The sequence below is a fragment of the Rhizobium sp. YS-1r genome (assembly GCF_000757525.1).
Lineage (GTDB): Bacteria > Pseudomonadota > Alphaproteobacteria > Rhizobiales > Rhizobiaceae > Neorhizobium > Neorhizobium petrolearium.
This window is the reverse complement of record NZ_JPYQ01000009.1, coordinates 1-18386: the sequence shown is the minus strand read 5'-3', so window position 1 is coordinate 18386 and position 18386 is coordinate 1. Positions and strand designations below refer to the sequence as shown.

Here is an 18386-nt window from a genome sequence, read left to right as displayed (position 1 = left end):
GGCCCGCTTTTTTTTCGAGGCGACCGCCTTACTTGCCGCTTAACATAGGGTTGCGGCACGTCCTTGCCAAGGAGAACCGGAGCCGCCGCCTAGCTTTTCCGCGCGGAATCCTTAATCGGCAGCGGGGGAAAAACGTCGCATCCGAGCAAAACAGCAAACTCGCTTGCGAGATTAAGGTCAAACTGCGGCAAAAAGCGGTCGAAGGGGGCAAGGGTTGGCATGATGTGAATTTGGCCGGCGGTGGGCGGCTGGCTCAACGCGATCGGCAAACTCCTTCCTCTTTCCAGCGGGGAGAAGGAGTTCGCCTCAACCCACGGCATCACGCTCATAGCCCGCATGGCGATTGCCGGCGGCGCATCCGGAAAGAGGGCACGCGCCTCCTCCCGATCCGGAGCGGTCGGGCCGATGATGATCTCGGCGGCGCTGCCGTTGGCGATCCGGTATCGGCCATCCCATACCGCGATCCCGCCGGGTGCGACGACAAGCGGCATGAGACCTCGGTTTTCGCGAGCAAGATAAAGCCCGTCGCGGCGAAGGTCGAAGATCACTCGTCCGGCGGTGATGCGTCCGGGCCGGCCGCTGTCGAGAAAGGCCATCACCCTATTCGTGCTCTCGCCGCGCAAGGCATGTGCCCTCCCCCCGAGCACCGCCGAAAGCAGCGACAAGGCGTGGCGGCGCACGGCGCCGTCGCCCGCAAGGCCCGTCGGAGCAAGATGGGCCAGCACGCCAAGACGGATCGTCACATGATCGTGAACGAGACGGGCCGCCGCATCGGACAACGCCGTCCGCCGCTTGACAGCCCGGGTGAGTGCTGCCGCGTCGAACGAGCCTTCAGCCGCGAGCTTTCCGCGCACCCTCACCCGCTCGTAATGCGGATTGAGATTGCTGGGATCGTCGATCCAACTCTCCCCTTCATTGGTCAGGAAAGCGCGGATATCGGCACGTCGGGTTTTGAGGAAAGGTCTCAGAAGCCAGCGGCGTCGTTCGAGAAGCACCGCCTCCGCCATGCCGGCAAGGCCGAGATTGTCTTCTCTGCCGCTCCTGGCAGCGCGCATGGCAACCGTTTCCGCCTGGTCGTCGAGCGTGTGGCCGGTGAGGATGGCGGTGGCATCGAGCTCGTCGGCGATCTCCACCAGGAGGCGATAGCGCGCCTCGCGGGACGCGGCGGAAAGGCCCGTATCCGGCTTCTCGCCCTCCCAGCGGCGGATGACATGTGGAATGCCGAGCCTGCTGCAAAGGGCAGCCACGGCGCGCGCCTCTTCTGCAGATTCAGGCCTCAGGGCATGGTCGACGGTCGCCGCGAAGAGCGAGATGCCGGAACCGGGAGAATTGGCTTTCGAAAGAGCGACGAGCAGGCCGGTGGAATCGCTGCCGCCGGAAATGGCGACGAGAAGGCGCGCCGGTTTCGTAATAACGTCAAGGAGCCGCTGGATCGCTTCGACAGGCGGCAGGTTTGAGGCGGAGGCAGTCACGAGGACGCCGTCAGCCGCAGCGCAAGCGCTTCTGTTCGCTGCCGACCTTGGAAAGCACCGCCTTGGAGGCGGACGGATAACGCTTGGCGACTTCGCGGAGCGTCGCGCAGGCGGTCTCGGTATTGTCGAGGGCGGCAAGCGACATGCCGAGCTTCAGGAGCATTTCCGGAGCCTTCGGCGACTTGCCGTAACTCTGGTGCGCGTTGAGGAAGGTCTTGGCGGCTTCGTTGTATTTTTCCTGCGAATACTGTGCTTCGCCCAGCCAGAAATTGGCGTCCGCGAGGCGCGTGCTCCTCGGATAGGACTGGATATAGCCGGAGAACTCCTGCTCGGCGAGAGAGTAGTCGCCGGTAAGGATGTGATTGTAGGCGATCTGATAGGCGTCGCTCTCGCTGCCGAGGGCGGCCGTCTGTTGCGGATCGGTCTTCGCGCGCGCCGCAGCCTTGCCGGGAGCCTGCGAGCCGAGATCCACGCCTGGAAGGCCGGCGGCGTTGTTGACCCGGTCGTTGCGCGAGGCGCCCTGCGGATTGCCGTTCTGATCGAGCTCGATGGAGCCAAGCGTGGTCGGCGGCGGCGCCATCCGGCCGTCAGCGGCCTGATCCTGTCCGATTTCGCCTTCGGACGGTGATTCGATGATCCTGGCGACATCGTCGGAAGGCTGGGCGGAGGGCGCGGTTTGTCCTGGAGCACGATTGGACGCCACGGCCGGTCTCCCGGCCGTGGTATCGATTTCACTACGCTTGTTCTTCTCCAGATCCTGGAAGCGGAATTCGTTGTCTTCCTGCGTCTTGCGCAGTTGCTCCTGCATCTGCAGAAGCTGATAACTCATTTCCTCGATCCGGCCGTTCAACTGGCGGACCTCTTCCTGGAGTTGCTGGATACGAACGGCATCAGCGCTCTGCGCAAGAACCACCGGCGGCTGATGAGCCTGAGATCGTTCCGCCGCAGCCTGATCACCCCGGAAAAGTTTCGGCAGCGAGAAAGCCCCCGCAGAAGCGCTCGTCGCCATCAGCCCCAGCATCGCTGCCAAGACAAGTTTCTTCATAGGTGTCCGTCCTGCTCTTTCGTGTGCACCGGATTGGCGCAGCAGGAGATTTTTCCAACTGACGCCAAAAAGCAACCAAGGTCACGTTCAAAAATCCCTGAAATCAGGGCCAAACTATGGAAAAAGCAAAAAGGCGGCCTGGATAGCCGCCTTTTATTCCGGGGACCCGTGGCCTCAGTTACGAACCGGCGCCACCGAGAACCGTGACGGCGCGGCGGTTCTGCGACCAGCAGGAAATGTCGTCGCAGACGGCGACCGGGCGCTCCTTGCCGTACGAAATGGTCTTCATGCGGTTGGCCGGAACGCCGCGGGAAGCGAGATATTCCCTGGTGGCCGCGGCGCGGCGGGCGCCGAGGGCGAGGTTGTATTCGCGCGTGCCCCGTTCGTCGGCATGGCCTTCGACGGTAATTGCATAGTTCGGATAGCGCTGCAGCCACTGGGCCTGACGGTCGAGCGTCTGCTGGGCGTCGGCGCGGATCGAGGAACTGTCGGTGTCGAAGAAGATGCGGTCGCCGACATTGACGGTGAAATCCTGGCTCGAGCCGGGCGTCGCAGCCCCGGCGCCGCCAAGCCCGAGTTCACCGGCGCTGTTCGGCAGGTTCTTCTTGTTGGCGCAGCCGGCGAGCGCGAGTGCGAGCGTGAGCGCAATGACGGCAGGGTTGCGAGCGAGATTCTGCATGCGGCTCATGGCCGGTCTCTCCTTAGATCAATCAATTCCGAAATTTCAGAGTTGCCAGACTCTAACCGGGCTCGGTTAACCATGACCAAACACTTATGGTTAACGAAATGTTACCGCGCCCCTTATTAGGTCGTTTCTCAGTAGATTCGGGCGCAAAAGAGGCGACAAGCCGCCTCCTTTGTGTTCATCGGTCCTACTCCAGAAGCGGAGACCAGGCCGGGTCGGACGCATAGGAGGGGGTCTTGATGAGCTGTTCGTTGTAGCCGGTCAGGTCGATCGAATAGAGCTGCGGACCGCCCGAGCCCGCCGCCTGGCGGAAGAACATCAGGACGCGGCCGTTCGGCGCCCAGGTCGGGCCCTCGTTGTGGAAGCCGGTCGTCAGGATGCGTTCGCCCGAACCATCCGTCTTCATCACGCCGATCGAGAACTTGCCGCCCGACTGCTTGGTGAAGGCGATCAGATCTCCGCGGGGCGACCAGACCGGCGTGGAATAAGAGCCGTCGCCGAACGAAATGCGGGTCTGGCCCGAACCGTCGGCATTCATCACATAGATCTGCGGCCTTCCGCCGCGGTCGCTTTCAAACGCTATGCGCGTGCCATCCGGCGAATAGGACGGCGACGTGTCGATCGCCTGGGTCGAGGTCAGCCGCGTCGTGGTGCGCGAGCGAAGATCCATCGTATAGATGTTGGAATTGCCTTCCTGCTGCAGGCTCATGATGACCTTCTGGCCATCCGGCGAGAAGCGCGGCGAGAACGTCATGCCGGGGAAGTTGCCGACCACCTCGCGCTGTCCCGTCTCGAGCTGGAGCAGGTAGACGCGTGGCTGGTTGCCTTCGAAGGACATGTAGGTGACTTCCTGGCGGCTCGGCGAGAAGCGCGGCGTCAGCACGATGTTCCTGGCATCGGTGAGTGTGCGGACGTTGAACCCGTCCTGGTCCATGATCGCGAGCTGGCGCTGGCGGGCCGTCTTGGGGCCGCTCTCCGAGACGAACACGACGCGGGTGTCGAAATAGCCCTCCTCGCCCGTGATCTGCTTGTAGATCGCGTCGGCAATGATGTGGGCGACCCGGCGCCAGTTCTCCGGCTGGGTGTAGAACTGCTGTCCGGTCATCTGCTGGCCGGCGAAGGTGTCCCAGAGACGGAACTCGGCGCGAAGCCGCCCGTCGCCTTCGCGGGTCACGCGGCCCGTCACCAGCGCCTGGGCATTGATGACCTTCCAGTCCTCGAAGCGCGGTGCACGGTTCGGGTCGGCAATCTTCTCGATGAAGGCCTGTCTGTCGATCGGCGCAAAAAGGCCGGAACGCTTCAGGTCGGCGGCAACGACCTGGGAAATCTGCGGCCCCAGTTCGTTGTTCGACAGGAAATCCGTAATCGCGATCGGCAGCGGTTCGACATTGCCCTTGTTGATGTTGATTTCCACGCGCGCCTCGGCCGGCGCGGCAAACATCACGGCCATGCCGGCAAGCGCGATCACGAGGCGGATGAAAGAACGTTTCATCATGATATCAGAGCCTTTCAAAGCAATTCGCTTGGGTCGAAGTTAACGACGACTTCGCTCCAGGCGTCGTATTTGTCGGCGGGCAGGTTCCTGAAGGGCGACGAGCGCATGACCGCACGAAGCGCGCTGCCTTCGAGCGTGCGGCGGGCGCCGTCGGAGCCGCCCCTGGCCGTCACTTCCGGTCGCCCGACAATCGCACCGGTTTCGTCCAGTTTCATGGTGACGGTGATGATCACGCCCTCCGCCCCTTCGATGCCGGCGATGACGGACCAGTTGTTCTCGATCTGGCCGCGCAATGCATCCATTTCGCTCTGACTGAGCTTGGAGCCGCCCGTATCCTTCTTTCCGCCCATGGCCGCCGGTGCGCTGGAACGTTTCGCGCCGCCGCCGGATGCCTCCTGCTTGTTGAGCAGTGCGGCAATCTGATCTGCGTTGAAGTCGCTCTCCTTCGAGGAAGAAGACTTGGCGGTCTCCTGCTTCTTGCCTTCCTTCTTGTCGGTCGGCTTCTCGGCAGCCTTTGCGGTCTCCGCCGGCTTCGGCGTCTCAGGCTTTTTCTCGGCCGGCTTTTCGGCAGGCTTCTCGACGGGCTTGGCCTCTTCCTTCGGCGGTTCCGGCCGCGGCTTGGCGGCGGGGATCGGCACGGCGTCCGGCAGCGGGATCTCTTCCGCCTGGGTTTCGGCGGGTGCGGGTGTCGGCTGGGGCTGCGGCGCCGGTTCGGGTTGGGGCTGCGGCGGCGTCACCTCGGGCTTTGGTTCCGGCAGGGCGGCAACCTCGGCCGGCTTCGGTGCCGTCTCCTCCGGTACGATGTCCTTGACCTCGTTCTGTTCGGGGGTCGGGGTCGGCACCGGCTTCTCGGCCGGCTTCGGCGCAGCGGCCGCCTCCGTCGGCACCGGCTTCTTGGCGGGCGTCGGCGGCGTCTTCAGATCGATATCGTTGTCGCCGGCATTTTCGGCATTCTCGACGATGTTCGGCTTGGTCGTCGGCTTCGGCGCGGCCTTTTCGGCAACGGGCGCCTTCTTGTCACCCTGCTGGATCTGGGTGATCGACTCGACCGGAATGATATCGACAGGCAAAGCTTCCACGTCGGCCACCTCGAAGGAGGCCGGCGCGCTGATGGACACCAGCGCATAACCGAGCACCAGTGTGTGGAGAACCAGCGATGTGCCGAGACTACCTCTCATGGCGCCGCGATCACTTCTCCTGTTCCTGAAGCGTGACGAGGCCGATATTCTTGTAACCGGCCGAGGAAATACGGGCCATGACCTTCATGACGACGCCGTAGGCCGCGGTCGTGTCGCCGCGCACATAGATGCGTTCGTTGTAGCCGGTCGTGGCGATCGCCTGCAGCTTCGGTACGATCTCGTCGATGCCGATCGGCGTTTCCTGCAGGTAGATCTCACCCTGCGGATTGACCGAGACAGTGATCGGCTGCGTATCGGCATTCATCGCACTCGCCTGCGTTTCCGGCAGGTCGATCGGCACGCCGACAGTCATCATCGGCGCCGCCACCATGAAGATGATGAGCAGCACGAGCATTACGTCGACGAGCGGCGTGACGTTGATCTCGCTGATAGCGCCGCGCCGGCCGCCGCGCCTGCGACGGCCGCCACCCGATGCCTTTGCTCCTCCGGCCGACATACCCATGATACGTTACTCCTTGCGGATCGCTTTACTGCGCCGCCTGGCGCGGCTGGAGCTTCTCATCGATCTGGCGCGACAGAATGGCGGAAAACTCGTCCGCGAAACCTTCCATGCGGCCCGAAAGCTTGCCGGCATCTGCGGTGAACTTGTTGTAGGCGATGACCGCCGGTATGGCCGCCACGAGGCCGATCGCGGTGGCAAGCAGCGCTTCGGCGATACCCGGGGCGACGACGGCGAGGTTGGTGGATTTCGAACCGGCGATCGCCTGGAACGAGGTCATGATACCGACGACCGTACCGAAAAGGCCGATGAACGGACCCGCCGAACCGATCGTCGCGAGCGATCCGAGACGGGCTTCATAAGCCTCGCTCTCACGTGCCATGGTGACGTCCATCGCCCTGTCGATGCGCATCTGCAATCCGATCGGCGCGCGTGCGCCGCGCTCGAAGCTCTTCTTCCACTCACGCATGGCAGCGACGAAGATAGCGGAAAGCCCGTTGTTCTGGCGTTCCGAAAGCGTGCGGTAGAGCTCTTCCAGCGACTGGCCGGACCAGAAGACCTGTTCGAACTGGTCGAACTGGCGTTTCGCCTTGTTGAAGCTCACGTATTTGTCGATCACGATCGCCCAGGTCCAGACCGACGCGCCGATAAGACCGATCATGACCAGCTTGACGACAAGACCGGCCTGCATGAACAGCGACCAGAGGCTTACTTCGCTTGCCGCCGCCGCCAAACCTACCTGTTCCATCTACTACTATCCCCGAATCCAAACGCCCGGTTTTTAAGGACCGGGCGGGTTCAAAAGCGCGCTCTCGCGAGAATGTCCTTGATCGCTGAATGCGCCCGCCGTAACCCCAAGATGCCCTGAGTTTCCAGCTTGGCTTCTCGCTTTCAATTTTGGTCAAAGGAAGGCGTGCGTTGCACAAATTCCTCACCGGCCAGTAAGACATCATTATCGTTAAGGATGTGTTACAGCCGAGGATGCCGGTTTACTTCATTTAGCTAAACCGGGTGCCCCAGAAACTTTTCCGCCACGCTCTCCGGAAGGCGGCGCGGGCGGCCGTGTTTGTTGATGACGGCAATCACCACCTTTGCCGCAATCAAGAGCGTGTCGCCGCGGCGGATTTCCTGATTGAGCACCATTTTCGCGCCGCCCGCCTTTTCCGTCATCGTCTGAATGACGAGGATATCGTCCATGCGGGCCGGCTGCTTGAAATCGATCTCCATCCGATGGACGACGAAGACGAGCCCCTCCTCGTCGGCCGAAAGAAGCGCGCTCTGCTCGCAACCGAGGCAGCGCAGATAGTCCGTGCGGCCGCGTTCGAGGAAGTGCAGGTAGCGCGCGTGATAGACGAGGCCCGAGAAATCCGTGTCTTCATAATAGACGCGCTGGGCAAGCCGATGGCCTCCCTCGACCAATTCGCCCGATAACAAAAAATTGTGTGCCTGCATAAGCTTGCCTTGGAAAAACCCCATCGCCCACTGGATAATCGTGGAACACTGAACCAGCTTTCAAGAGCTGTCACAGTTCCTCCCTATCAGGAAATTCATCGAAAACCAGCGGAGAGTACCTCATGAAGATTGCAGTCCTCGGCGGAGACGGTTTCGTCGGCTGGCCGACATCGCTTCACCTGTCCGATGCGGGCCACGAAATTCACATCCTCGACAACCTCTCCCGCCGCTGGATCGACACAGAGCTCGGCGTCCAGTCCCTCACCCCGATGGACAGCATCCAGGAGCGCACCCGCATCTGGCACGCGGAGACCGGCCGCCGCATCCATTTCCACCTGATCGACCTCGCCAAGGACTACGAGCTCCTGAAGGGCTGGCTTGCAAAGCATCGACCGGACGCCATCATCCATTTCGCCGAACAGCGCGCCGCGCCCTATTCCATGAAAAGCGACCGGCACAAGAACTACACGGTCAACAACAACGTCAACGCCACGCATAACCTTTTGAACGCTCTGGTCGAACTCGAACTCGACGCGCACCTCGTGCATCTCGGCACAATGGGCGTCTACGGTTATTCGACGGTCGGCGCGGCAATTCCGGAAGGCTATCTGCCGGTCGGTATCGAGACCCCCGATGGCCGCACCGTTTCCCAGGACATCCTCTATCCCGCCAATCCCGGCTCGATCTACCACATGACGAAGTGCCTGGATCAGCTTCTCTTCCAGTTCTACGCGAAGAACGACGGGCTGAGGATCACCGACCTGCATCAGGGCATCGTCTGGGGCACCCATACGGAGCAAACGCGGCGGCATACGCAATTGATCAATAGATTCGATTATGACGGGGATTACGGGACGGTCTTGAATCGTTTTCTCATCCAGGCGGCGATCGGTTATCCGCTGACCGTGCACGGCACTGGCGGCCAGACGCGCGCCTTCATCCATATCCAGGATTCGGTGCGCTGCATCGAGATCGCACTGAACAACCCGCCTGAGCGCGGCAGCCGCGTCGAGATCTTCAATCAGATGACCGAGACTCACCGGGTGCGCGATCTTGCCGAATTGGTCGCGAAGATGACCGGCGCGAAGATCGCCTGGCTGCCGAACCCGCGAAAAGAGGCGCCGGAAAACGAGCTGATCGTCAAGAACGAGAAGTTCCTCGGTCTTGGCCTTGCTCCCACCACGCCCGGAGAAGGCCTGCTCGGCGAGATCGTCGATGTTGCGAAGAAATACGCCTATCGCGTTGACAGATCACGCGTTCCCGCCGTTTCTGCCTGGACCAGGGACATCGCCGCCAAGGTGGAGCACGACCCGGAAGGCAAGCGGCTGAAATCGGTATCCTGATGACTGGGAATTTGCTCGCCGTCATCCTCGGGCTTGTCCGAGGATCTGCCGTTCACGGAGAATATTGAATGGCAGCAGATGCTCGGGACAAGCCCGAGCATGACGATCGGAGGGCTAAAAAGGGACTACTGCACACCATGAAAAACGCCTTCGTCACGCTGGTGACCAATGCCGATTACGCGATGGGTGCCGTGGCGCTCGCCCGTTCGATCCAGCGGACGGAAACGGCGGCGGACATCGTCGTACTGCACACGGGCGGTGTCGGAGCAAACGATCTTGCGCCGCTAGAAGCCCTCGGCTGCCGACTGGTCGAGGTCGACCACTTGCCGCTCTCCGACGCCTTCAACGAACGGCATGCCAGACAAAACCTGCATGGCGCGGCCCCCTTCACCAAGGGCCGCAAGCCGGACTTCCACACGCCCCTCGACAACTTCTGCAAGCTTCGCCTCTGGCAGCTCACCGAATACGACAAGACGGTCTTCATCGATGCCGATGCGCTGGTGCTGAAGAACATCGACAAGCTGTTCGACTATCCGGAATTCTCCGCCGCGCCGAATGTCTATGAAAGCCTCGCCGATTTCCATCGGCTGAACTCAGGTGTCTTCGTTGCCAAGCCTTCCACAGAGACCTTCGAGCGGATGCTGGCCGCGCTCGACCGGCCGGATGCCTTCTGGCGGCGCACCGACCAGACCTTTCTCGAAAGCTTCTTCCCGGACTGGCACGGCCTGCCGGTGTTCATGAACATGCTGCAATATGTATGGTTCAATATGCCGGCGCTCTGGGATTGGGAGAGCATTTCGGTGCTGCACTACCAGTATGAAAAACCCTGGGAAAGGGATCATCCGAAAGCGGATCGCCTGCGCCCGCTGATCGACCTTTGGGATGCCTTTCATGAGGGTCGGGATGTCCCGGATCTCGCGGCACTTCCCAAACCCGGGGAGCCTTCATGAAAGTCCTGGTTTCAGGCGGGACGGGCCTTGTGGGGCGTTACATCGTCGAAGGCCTGCTGGAAGCCGGATACCAGGTCATCGTCGGCGGGCGGACGCCGCCCGCACCCGACCTCTTCTCCAGACCGGTCGGTTTCGCAGCCCTCTCCCTTGATCCGGATATCGACCGGATGGAGGCTTTCGACGATGCCTATTTCTTCGTGCATGCCGCCTTCGATCACCTTCCCGGAAAATACCGCGGCGGCGAAGGCGACGATCCGGCCCGCTTCCGACGGCTGAATCTCGACGGGACGGTCAAGCTCTTCGAGACGGCCAAACGGGCGGGCACGCGGCGCGCGATCTTTCTCTCCAGTCGTGCGGTCTACGACGGACTGCCGGCTGGTACGCCGCTGACCGAAGACCTCGTCCTCAGGCCGGACAGCCTTTACGGAGAGATCAAGCTCGACGGCGAGCGGGCACTCGCAGCTCTCTCCGGCCCGGGTTTCGTCACGGCGAGCCTGCGATTGACGGGCGTCTACGGCGACTTTCAGCCGAACAAGTGGGACGCGCTTTTCGAGGACTACCTCGCCGGTCGACCCGTGCCGTCACGGGCAGGCACCGAGGTCCACGGCCACGACGTGGCTGCTGCCGTTCGCCTGATGCTCGATACCGAGATAGGGAAGATCGACGGGCAGGTTTTCAACATTTCCGACATCCTGACCGATACAAGGGAAATCCTGGGCAATCTGCCGCATCGACCGCATGAACTGCCGCTCCCTGCCGACCGTCATTCGATCAATCCCATGTCGACGGAGAAGATCAGAACGCTGGGCTGGAAGCCGGGCGGCATGATGCTTTTGAGCGGAACTGTCAGGAATCTGGCGAACGCCCGTGCTCCGACTGTTTGAAACGCCGCATCCTGCCCTCGTTTCTGGCCGTTTCGATCGCCTTTTTGTGCTCTTCGGCCCATTTCTGACCGGCATCGCCTCCCCAAAGCAACCAGGCGATATAGCCGGTTGATGGATTCTCATCGTCACCGAAGTTCTCGGCGCGCTTGTCCGCCTTATGACGATGGAAGTAACTTACCATCTTCCTGATCGTCTTCTCGGAAAGCGGCTTGCGGTTCTTCAGATCGCGGGCCCGGGCGATACCCGCCATCGTGCCGCCGCGCCGATATTGCGCGCGCAATTTCAGCCCCTTCTCCGCATTTTCTGCCACTTCGGCCGGGGGGATGCGATCGGGACCCTGGTCAGACATGGCAGAACTCCGACCGGCTCTTCGGAAGCTCCCCCTCGCTTCGCTGCCATGTCCGATGAACTGCGTTCTCGATATCGATCGTCCGCATGGCGTTCTCCTTTTCAAGGAAAACCCAGGCAGACAGCGAAGGTTCCGCCGGCCGGGACCGGAGATCAAGATCGGGTCAGCCGGGACCGCCGGAGGTGATCGCTTACTCGTCCTCGGTGAACATCCGGAATTGCGCGGCCTCAAGATCCTTGGGCGGCTGCATTCCGAGATGTTTCCAGGCATTTGCGGTCAAAACGCGGCCGCGCGGCGTGCGCTGGATGAAACCCTGCTGGATCATGTAGGGCTCGATAATGTCCTCGATCGCATCGCGCGGTTCGGACAGGCCAGCGGCAATCGTCTCGATGCCAACCGGCCCGCCACCAAAATTCACGGCGATCATGTTGAGGTAGCGCTTGTCGAGCTGGTCGAGACCCGCATGATCGACCAGAAGCCGCGTCAGCGCCTCGTCAGCTATCTCCTTCGTCACCGCCTCCGCCTTCGCGACCTCCGCGAAGTCACGCACGCGGCGCAACAGCCGGCCCGCGATGCGCGGCGTGCCGCGCGCACGCCGGGCGATCTCACGGGCGCCGTCGTCCGTCATCGGCAGGTTCATCAGCCGCGCGCCGCGCCGCACGATGAGCTCCAGTTCCTCAACGGTGTAGAACGACAGGCGCACCGGAATGCCGAAACGGTCCCGCAACGGCGTGGTGAGCAGGCCGAGACGGGTGGTGGCGGCGACCAGCGTGAATTTCGAAAGGTCGATCTTCACCGAACGCGCCGCCGGTCCCTCGCCGATAATGAGGTCGAGCTGGAAATCCTCCATGGCGGGATAAAGGATTTCCTCGACCGCCGGATTGAGGCGATGAATTTCGTCGATGAAGAGCACATCGCGCTCTTCGAGATTGGTGAGCAGTGCCGCAAGATCGCCCGCCTTGGCGATGACCGGGCCGGAGGTGGAACGGAAATTGACGCCGAGTTCCTTCGCCATGATTTGCGCCAGCGTCGTCTTGCCGAGCCCGGGCGGGCCGACGAAAAGCACGTGGTCGAGCGCCTCGCCACGCCCTTTCGCCGCCTCGATGAAGACCTTCAGGTTGGCGCGCGCCTCCGCCTGGCCGGTGAACTCGTCCAGCGACTGCGGGCGCAGCGTCACATCCAGGTCTTCGCCCCGCTTTTCCGGCGATATCAGGCGGGCAGCTTCACTCATGCGAGAAGTTCCATTCCGGGGACGCGCGCGGCGGCTTTCTTGTCGAACGTAAAAGTCTTACTGCAGTCATCGATACGATTCATCTCACTCAGCAAGGCATCGGCGAAATCCACGTTCGACATACGGCAGATATGGATAGCATTGCCGACCGCCTCATAATCCGCCACCTCGAACTCGCGCCGTTCCAATATGGCCTGAATGAAGTCCAAGATACGATCCCTGGGATAGCGGTATTTGCGGTTCAGGACCCAGCTCGCTTCAAGGATGACGGATACATTGATGAAAAGAATATCGTCGGCATCCAGCCGATCCAGAAGCCTGCTAACGGCATCCACCTGCCTCGCATCATCCGGAATGGCGATCCGCAATAGGACGTTGGTATCGATGCCGATGCGTCCACTCATTCTCCGCCGCTCTGTCTGATCGCGTTTTCGTATCGCTCGACGGCGGCGTCCATAACAGCATTGTCGATATCGTTCTGCGAAAGCGGTCCATTTGCCAGCGGCTTGCCGAGTACGCCAGCCAATTCACCAAGAGGCTTATTACGCGGAATGACAACCATCTCGCCGTTGCGAACCCAAGCATAGCATTTGTCGCCCGGCTTGACCTTCAACTGGTCACGCAGGTCTTTCGGTATGGTCATCTGTCCCTTGGATGTGATCGTGATGCTGAAACCCATATCGCAACTCCGCTACGCCTTACATTCCGAGAATAGTAAGGCGAAATCTCTCTTTTGCAATCCCCTCACCGCGCCAGTTCCTTCAAGCCCAGCCGGATCAGCTTGGCGCTGTCACCCCCTTCGCCGCCGTTCTTCAACGCGGCGGCCACCGCATTCGCCGCCTGGTCACGTGAGTAGCCGAGATTGGTCAGCGCCGAGACCGCGTCCGCGACCGGCGCCGAAGCGACACCCTCGCCGATCTCCTGCTTGAAGCCGATATTCGCGGACGCCTCGCCCGCAAAGGCCGGGGCCTTGTTCTTCAGTTCCGTCACGATGCGCATCGCCACCTTTGGGCCAACGCCCGGCGCCCGCGACACGGAAGTCCGGTCCTGCAGCGCGATCGCATTGGCAAGCTCGGATGGCGTCAGCGTCGAAAGCACGGCGAGCGCCACCTTGGCGCCGACCCCCTGCACGCTTTGCAACAGGTTGAACCATTCCCGCTCCAGCGCCGAAAGAAAGCCGAAGAGCTTCAACTGGTCTTCACGCACATACGTCTCGATGAAGAGCACCACCGCCTCGCCCACCGAGCCCATTTTCGAAAGCGCGCGGGACGAGCAAAAGACCTCGTAACAGACGCCATGCACGTCCACGAGAACGTAGTCGTCGCCGATCTCGTCGATAGTGCCTTTGAGCTTGCCGATCATAAGAAAGTCCGTCAGGGATGAGTTTCGGGGAGATGATGTCGAGCGAAGGAAATAGGCGCGATAGCGGGACGCGTCGCGCGTAAGAAGACACCTTTTTCAGTGACGCGCACGATAATACTTCTCAAGTATTACCTATTGACCCAACGTGAACAAGTCAAGAACAAACTACCCCGCCAATGCCTGCCGCATGCGTCTTCCACCCCTGTGATGGGCATGGCAGATGGCGATCGCCAGCGCGTCGGCCGCGTCATTGCCTTTGAAATCCGCCTTCGGCATCAGGATCTTCAGCATCATGTGAATCTGCTGCTTTTCGCCATGTCCGACACCGATCACCGACTTCTTCACCGCATTCGGTGCATATTCGGAAACCGGCAGACCGGCACGCGCGGGCACCAGCATGACGACCCCTCTCGCTTGGCCGAGCTTCAGCGTCGCCACCGCGTCCTTGTTGACGAAGGTCTGTTCCACTGCGGCCTCGTCCGGCCTGTAGGCATGCACGATCTCTGCAAGCCCGTCATGGAGCTGGCAGAGGCGCGAGGCGAGGTCCATGTCGCCATCCGAGGTTACCGTGCCCGATGCGACGAATCGCAGGCTGTTGCCCAGCGTCTCGATGATCCCCCAACCGGTGCGGCGAAGCCCCGGATCTATACCGATGATGCGAATCGTCTCTGTCATGCGCATGAGCCTATCGCCTTCCCGCAAAAGGCGCCACGCCGACGTGACGGCCATATCGGCGACTTCGGCCTAACTCGGCCGCCGTTAACTATGTGGAAAAGGATTTGGGCAGAACCTCAACAAATCCGGCAACCGCCTTTCCTTCACCGCGTTGGTTGAGCACAAAGGGGGGAGCCGAAGCATAAAGGAGGCGCCCGAATGATACGGGATCGAGATCCGAATGAATTGGAACTGCAGCATATGCGTGTCGTCGTCAACGCGCTGGACAGTGGGCTGAGACGGTTTGCCGTCGGGGACCTGGAGGCGACAATCGATACGCCCTTTCCCACCCACTTGGAGGGCATGCGGCGGGATTTCAACCGCGGTCTGCGCGCACTGAGCAGCACGGTGGATTCGGTCATCGGCAATGCCCGTCTCCTGCGCCGCGAATCCGATGCTCTTCGGAAGAGCATGACCGAAAACGCCGGGAAAGAGGCCGACGAATCCACGCGCCTTTCCAAAGCGGTCGCGGCTGCCGGCACCGTGGCCCTGGGCCTTCGTCAGCAGAAGGCACTTGCCCAGCACGCGGCCACCATCGCCGAGAACGCCAAGCTCGACATCCACCGTCCCAAGGAGGCGGTTGCCGCCGCGCTGAGGCTTATTGAAAAGATCGGCAGCGACCCCGGCGGCAAGGCATCACCCGGCCGCATCGAGGCGCTCTCGGAGAAGACTGAGCAGATCGGCCGGGAACTGGACGCCCTCAGCCTTTATCTGGACGCTCTAGGCGAACACATCGGCAATCTCGCGGAGGGGGTTGAAACCCAGGCCGGCACCGCGTCCTCCACCTATGACGAACTGAACGAACTTGCAAAATCGAGACGCTCCGCAAGCCTGAAGGCAGATATCGAAACGCTGACGCTCGACCGCATGGACCGGGAGATCGCCGAGATCGACCAGAAGGCAAGCCGCTTCATGCATGTCACGGTCATCAACCCGCCGCCGCGTGATCCCGGTACGCGTGGTCCGCATCTGCGGCTGGTCAAATCGTGATCTGTCGGGGCCGCCATCGCGGCCCCTTTTTCCGTGGATCGGAGGGGTCGCATTCCTGGACACGGCTGCCTAAATAGATGGGACACCCTGTCACCCATCCGTTCAGGACATGCCGATGATCCCCTTTTCCATTCTCGATCTTTCGCCAATCGGCGAAGGTTATTCCGTGCGCGATGCACTCGATCAGTCCCGCCGCATGGCGATCAAGGCGGAAGAAGAGGGCTATAAACGGGTCTGGCTCGCCGAACACCATGGCATGCCGGGCATCGCAAGCGCCGCCACATCGCTGGTGATCGGCCATGTGGGCGCCGCGACCAGGACAATCCGCGTCGGCTCCGGCGGCATCATGCTGCCCAATCATTCGCCGCTCGTTATTGCCGAACAGTTCGGCACGCTGGAAGCACTGCTGCCCGGTCGTGTCGATCTCGGCCTCGGCCGTGCACCGGGAACCGACATGCGCACCGCAAGCGCGCTTCGCCGCAACCTCGAAGCAGGTGCGGAAAATTTCCCGCACGACATCCTCGAGTTGCAAAAACTGCTTGGCACGCCGGAAAGGGACCAGGGCCTCATCGCCGTTCCCGGCATGGACGCCCATGTGCCGATCTGGCTGCTTGGATCGAGCATCTATAGCGCCCACCTCGCCGCCGCGCTGGGCCTTCCCTACGCCTTCGCCTCGCATTTCGCGCCCGACATGCTGATGGAAGCGATCGCAATCTACCGTGAGCGGTTCCAGCCCTCGCTTGAGCTCGACAAGCCCTATGTGATGGTAGGCGTCATGGGCGTCGCGGCAGAAACCGATGCCGAGGCTGAGCGGCTTTTCACGTCCTCGCAGCAGCAGTTCGTCAATTTGCGCAAGAACGTCCGCACCCGCTTCCCGAAGCCGGTCGACAGCATGGAAGGCCTATGGACGCCGATGGAGAAGATGAACGTCGAGCACACGCTGCGTTACGCGGCAGTGGGCTCCGTGCCGACGATCACGGCGAAGCTCAGCGATTTTCTCGAAGAGACCGAGGCCGACGAACTGATCATCTCCATGCCGATCCACGACGTCGACAAGCGCCTGCGCTCGGTGGAACTGTTCGCGACCTTGCCGATGATGGAGAAGGTGAAGGCGTAGCGGCTATTTACACCCGACCCGAACCCTGCCCCTCGCGGGGAGAGGGAACGTGCCAAACTCAACGTCCATGGCGCGGAAACCGGCGCGGCATATGTCCTTCTCCCCGTTCTGACGGGGAGAAGGTGCCCGGCAGGGCGGATGAGGGGCGTTGAAAGATGCGTAGGCTCAAGCCGAAAGCTTGGCCATCACCTCGTCTGAGACCTCGAAGTTCGAATAGACGTTCTGCACGTCGTCGTCGTCTTCCAGGTTGTCGATGAGCTTCATCAGCGACTGCGCCTTTTCCTCGTCGACCTCGATCGTGTTCTGCGGCCTCCAGATCGCCTTGACGGTCTCGGCTTCGCCGAGCGTGGCTTCCAGCGCTTTCGATACTTCGCCAAGGCTTTCGAACGCGCAGATGATCGTGTGGCCGTCCTCGTCGGAGGTCACGTCGTCGGCGCCCGCCTCGATCGCCGCCTCCATTACCTTGTCCGCATCGCCGGCGCCCGGCTTGTAAGTGATCTCGCCCACATGATCGAAGGAGAAAGAGACCGAACCGGTTTCGCCGAGCGCACCGCCCGCCTTGGTGAAGATCGAACGGACGTTCGAGGCCGTGCGGTTGCGGTTGTCGGTCAGCGCCTCGACGATGACTGCCGTGCCGCCCGGACCGTAGCCTTCGTAGCGGACGGAATCATAGGTTTCGGCATCCGCGCCGGACGCCTTCTTGATGGCGCGGTCGATATTGTCCTTCGGCATGGACTGCGCCTTGGCGTTCTGGATCGCCAGACGCAAGGCCGCATTCATGGTCGGATCGGGCAAACCCTGCTTGGCGGCGACGGTGATTTCGCGCGCGAGCTTGGAGAACAGCTTCGACCGGATCGAGTCCTGCTTGCCCTTCCGGTGCATGATGTTCTTGAACTGTGAATGGCCAGCCATGGGACCCCTGACGCTTTAGCTTGCTTTGGAATGGGCGCCTTATAATTTCGAAGCCCAACAGGTTCAAGGCTTTTCCGTTCAAGAGCATTTCCGGTTGGGGCGCGGGCTTTTCGCCGCCCCGATCCAGGAACAAAGCCCGAGCCTCGCTGTTTCTTCATCTGAACGAAGATAGAGGAGACAATCTATGGCAAGCCTGACAGAAGCCCGCGAAGCGCCGGAACGCCAGCTCTGGGACGAGATCGACAACATCCATGCAGGCATGCTCGGCATCGAAGGCTCGCATATGCATTTCCAGCCGATGGCGCCGCATGTGGATCGGAAGACCAGCACGATCTGGTTCTTCACCAAGACCGATACGGACCTGGTGCGAGCCATCCGTCCGGGTACACGGGCGCATTTCTGCGTCGTCGGCAAGAACCACGACTATCATGCCTGCCTTGCCGGAACGCTCGAAGTGCGCAAGGATCCGGCAAAGATCGACAACTACTGGAGCGCCGTGACCGCCGCCTGGTACGAAAACGGCAAGGAGGACTCGCTGCTCACCATGCTCGCCTTCCGCGTCGACGATGCGGAAATCTGGGCGTCCACGGACAGTTCGCTGAAGTTCGGCTGGGAAATCGCCAAGGCGAACCTGAAGGACGAGAAGGTGCCGGAGGTCGGCGTCAAGCAGCACCTCGCCTTTCCGCAATTCCACTAGTGTGACGTCCCAGAGATTATGACTCGTTGAGCAAAGGTATTGGATAAGAC

The 18386-nt window shown here is 61.5% G+C and carries 21 protein-coding genes; 6 read left to right on the top strand and 15 right to left on the bottom strand.

Features of this window, described 5'->3' with window-relative positions; all coding sequences use genetic code 11:
* Positions 1-89: 89 nt before the first annotated feature.
* The 8 genes from tilS to ybgC all read right to left on the bottom strand — a co-directional run bounded on the left by tilS (position 90) and on the right by ybgC (position 7787).
* The gene (gene tilS, locus JL39_RS09390; RefSeq protein WP_037149021.1) at positions 90-1472 is read right to left on the bottom strand and encodes a tRNA lysidine(34) synthetase TilS; all 1383 of its coding nucleotides are present in this window, start codon (positions 1470-1472) and stop codon (positions 90-92) included.
* A 10-nt stretch (positions 1473-1482) separates the two neighbouring features.
* Positions 1483-2517, bottom strand: coding sequence for a tol-pal system protein YbgF (ybgF, locus tag JL39_RS09385; RefSeq protein ID WP_037149019.1), 1035 nt, complete (start codon positions 2515-2517; stop codon positions 1483-1485).
* Between the two features lie 178 nt (positions 2518-2695).
* A complete protein-coding gene (gene pal, locus JL39_RS09380) occupies positions 2696-3205 on the bottom strand; it encodes a peptidoglycan-associated lipoprotein Pal (protein WP_037149017.1) in 510 nt (169 codons plus the stop codon).
* A 184-nt stretch (positions 3206-3389) separates the two neighbouring features.
* Positions 3390-4697, bottom strand: a complete 1308-nt coding sequence (gene tolB, locus JL39_RS09375) for a Tol-Pal system beta propeller repeat protein TolB (RefSeq protein WP_037149011.1) — start codon at positions 4695-4697, stop codon at positions 3390-3392.
* Between the two features lie 14 nt (positions 4698-4711).
* Complete coding sequence (locus JL39_RS09370) at positions 4712-5875, bottom strand: hypothetical protein (protein WP_037149009.1); 1164 nt, start codon at positions 5873-5875, stop codon at positions 4712-4714.
* 10 nt (positions 5876-5885) lie between these two features.
* Entirely contained in the window at positions 5886-6338 is a 453-nt protein-coding gene (gene tolR / locus JL39_RS09365; protein WP_037149007.1) for a protein TolR, read from the bottom strand.
* 25 nt (positions 6339-6363) lie between these two features.
* Positions 6364-7083, bottom strand: a complete 720-nt coding sequence (tolQ, locus tag JL39_RS09360) for a protein TolQ (RefSeq protein ID WP_037149000.1) — start codon at positions 7081-7083, stop codon at positions 6364-6366.
* A 254-nt stretch (positions 7084-7337) separates the two neighbouring features.
* Positions 7338-7787, bottom strand: a complete 450-nt coding sequence (ybgC, locus tag JL39_RS09355; RefSeq protein WP_037149613.1) for a tol-pal system-associated acyl-CoA thioesterase — start codon at positions 7785-7787, stop codon at positions 7338-7340.
* A gap of 122 nt (positions 7788-7909) precedes the next feature.
* On the opposite strand from ybgC, the gene JL39_RS09350 reads away from it, so the two are divergent.
* From JL39_RS09350 to JL39_RS09340, 3 genes are all read left to right on the top strand, one after another.
* On the top strand, positions 7910-9130 hold the full coding sequence (locus tag JL39_RS09350) for an NAD-dependent epimerase/dehydratase family protein (protein WP_037148998.1): 1221 nt from the start codon (positions 7910-7912) through the stop codon (positions 9128-9130).
* A 137-nt stretch (positions 9131-9267) separates the two neighbouring features.
* Positions 9268-10080 carry a glycosyltransferase gene (locus tag JL39_RS09345; RefSeq protein WP_037148996.1) on the top strand — a complete coding sequence of 271 codons (813 nt, stop codon included), beginning with the start codon at positions 9268-9270 and terminating at the stop codon, positions 10078-10080.
* Positions 10077-10964, top strand: coding sequence for an NAD(P)-dependent oxidoreductase (locus JL39_RS09340; protein ID WP_037148995.1), 888 nt, complete (start codon positions 10077-10079; stop codon positions 10962-10964). Before JL39_RS09345 ends, JL39_RS09340 begins: the two co-directional genes overlap by 4 nt.
* Here JL39_RS09340 and JL39_RS09335 read toward each other — a convergent pair.
* The 6 genes from JL39_RS09335 to ruvC form a co-directional block, all read right to left on the bottom strand.
* A complete protein-coding gene (locus JL39_RS09335) occupies positions 10927-11313 on the bottom strand; it encodes a hypothetical protein (RefSeq protein ID WP_037148993.1) in 387 nt (128 codons plus the stop codon). The genes JL39_RS09340 and JL39_RS09335 overlap by 38 nt on opposite strands.
* 190 nt (positions 11314-11503) lie before the next feature.
* Positions 11504-12544, bottom strand: a complete 1041-nt coding sequence (ruvB, locus tag JL39_RS09330; protein WP_037148991.1) for a Holliday junction branch migration DNA helicase RuvB — start codon at positions 12542-12544, stop codon at positions 11504-11506.
* Positions 12541-12948, bottom strand: a complete 408-nt coding sequence (locus tag JL39_RS09325; protein ID WP_037148989.1) for a type II toxin-antitoxin system VapC family toxin — start codon at positions 12946-12948, stop codon at positions 12541-12543. Before JL39_RS09325 ends, ruvB begins: the two co-directional genes overlap by 4 nt.
* Entirely contained in the window at positions 12945-13223 is a 279-nt protein-coding gene (locus JL39_RS09320; protein ID WP_037148987.1) for an AbrB/MazE/SpoVT family DNA-binding domain-containing protein, read from the bottom strand. Before JL39_RS09320 ends, JL39_RS09325 begins: the two co-directional genes overlap by 4 nt.
* 65 nt (positions 13224-13288) lie before the next feature.
* Positions 13289-13906 (bottom strand): Holliday junction branch migration protein RuvA, encoded by a 618-nt coding sequence (ruvA, locus tag JL39_RS09315; protein ID WP_037148984.1) that lies wholly within the window; start codon positions 13904-13906, stop codon positions 13289-13291.
* 165 nt (positions 13907-14071) lie between these two features.
* The gene (gene ruvC / locus JL39_RS09310; RefSeq protein WP_037149610.1) at positions 14072-14581 is read right to left on the bottom strand and encodes a crossover junction endodeoxyribonuclease RuvC; all 510 of its coding nucleotides are present in this window, start codon (positions 14579-14581) and stop codon (positions 14072-14074) included.
* Positions 14582-14779: 198 nt separating this feature from the next.
* Here ruvC and JL39_RS09305 point away from each other — a divergent pair, with 198 nt between their 5' ends.
* Positions 14780-15610 (top strand): methyl-accepting chemotaxis protein, encoded by an 831-nt coding sequence (locus tag JL39_RS09305; protein WP_037148982.1) that lies wholly within the window; start codon positions 14780-14782, stop codon positions 15608-15610.
* A 115-nt stretch (positions 15611-15725) separates the two neighbouring features.
* Positions 15726-16727, top strand: coding sequence for an LLM class flavin-dependent oxidoreductase (locus JL39_RS09300; RefSeq protein ID WP_037148980.1), 1002 nt, complete (start codon positions 15726-15728; stop codon positions 16725-16727).
* A gap of 165 nt (positions 16728-16892) precedes the next feature.
* Here the strand turns inward: JL39_RS09300 and JL39_RS09295 are convergent, their stop codons facing one another.
* Positions 16893-17639 carry a YebC/PmpR family DNA-binding transcriptional regulator gene (locus tag JL39_RS09295; RefSeq protein WP_037148978.1) on the bottom strand — a complete coding sequence of 249 codons (747 nt, stop codon included), beginning with the start codon at positions 17637-17639 and terminating at the stop codon, positions 16893-16895.
* Between the two features lie 184 nt (positions 17640-17823).
* Here JL39_RS09295 and JL39_RS09290 point away from each other — a divergent pair, with 184 nt between their 5' ends.
* Entirely contained in the window at positions 17824-18336 is a 513-nt protein-coding gene (locus JL39_RS09290) for a pyridoxamine 5'-phosphate oxidase family protein (RefSeq protein ID WP_037148970.1), read from the top strand.
* The last annotated feature ends 50 nt before the right edge of the window (positions 18337-18386 follow it).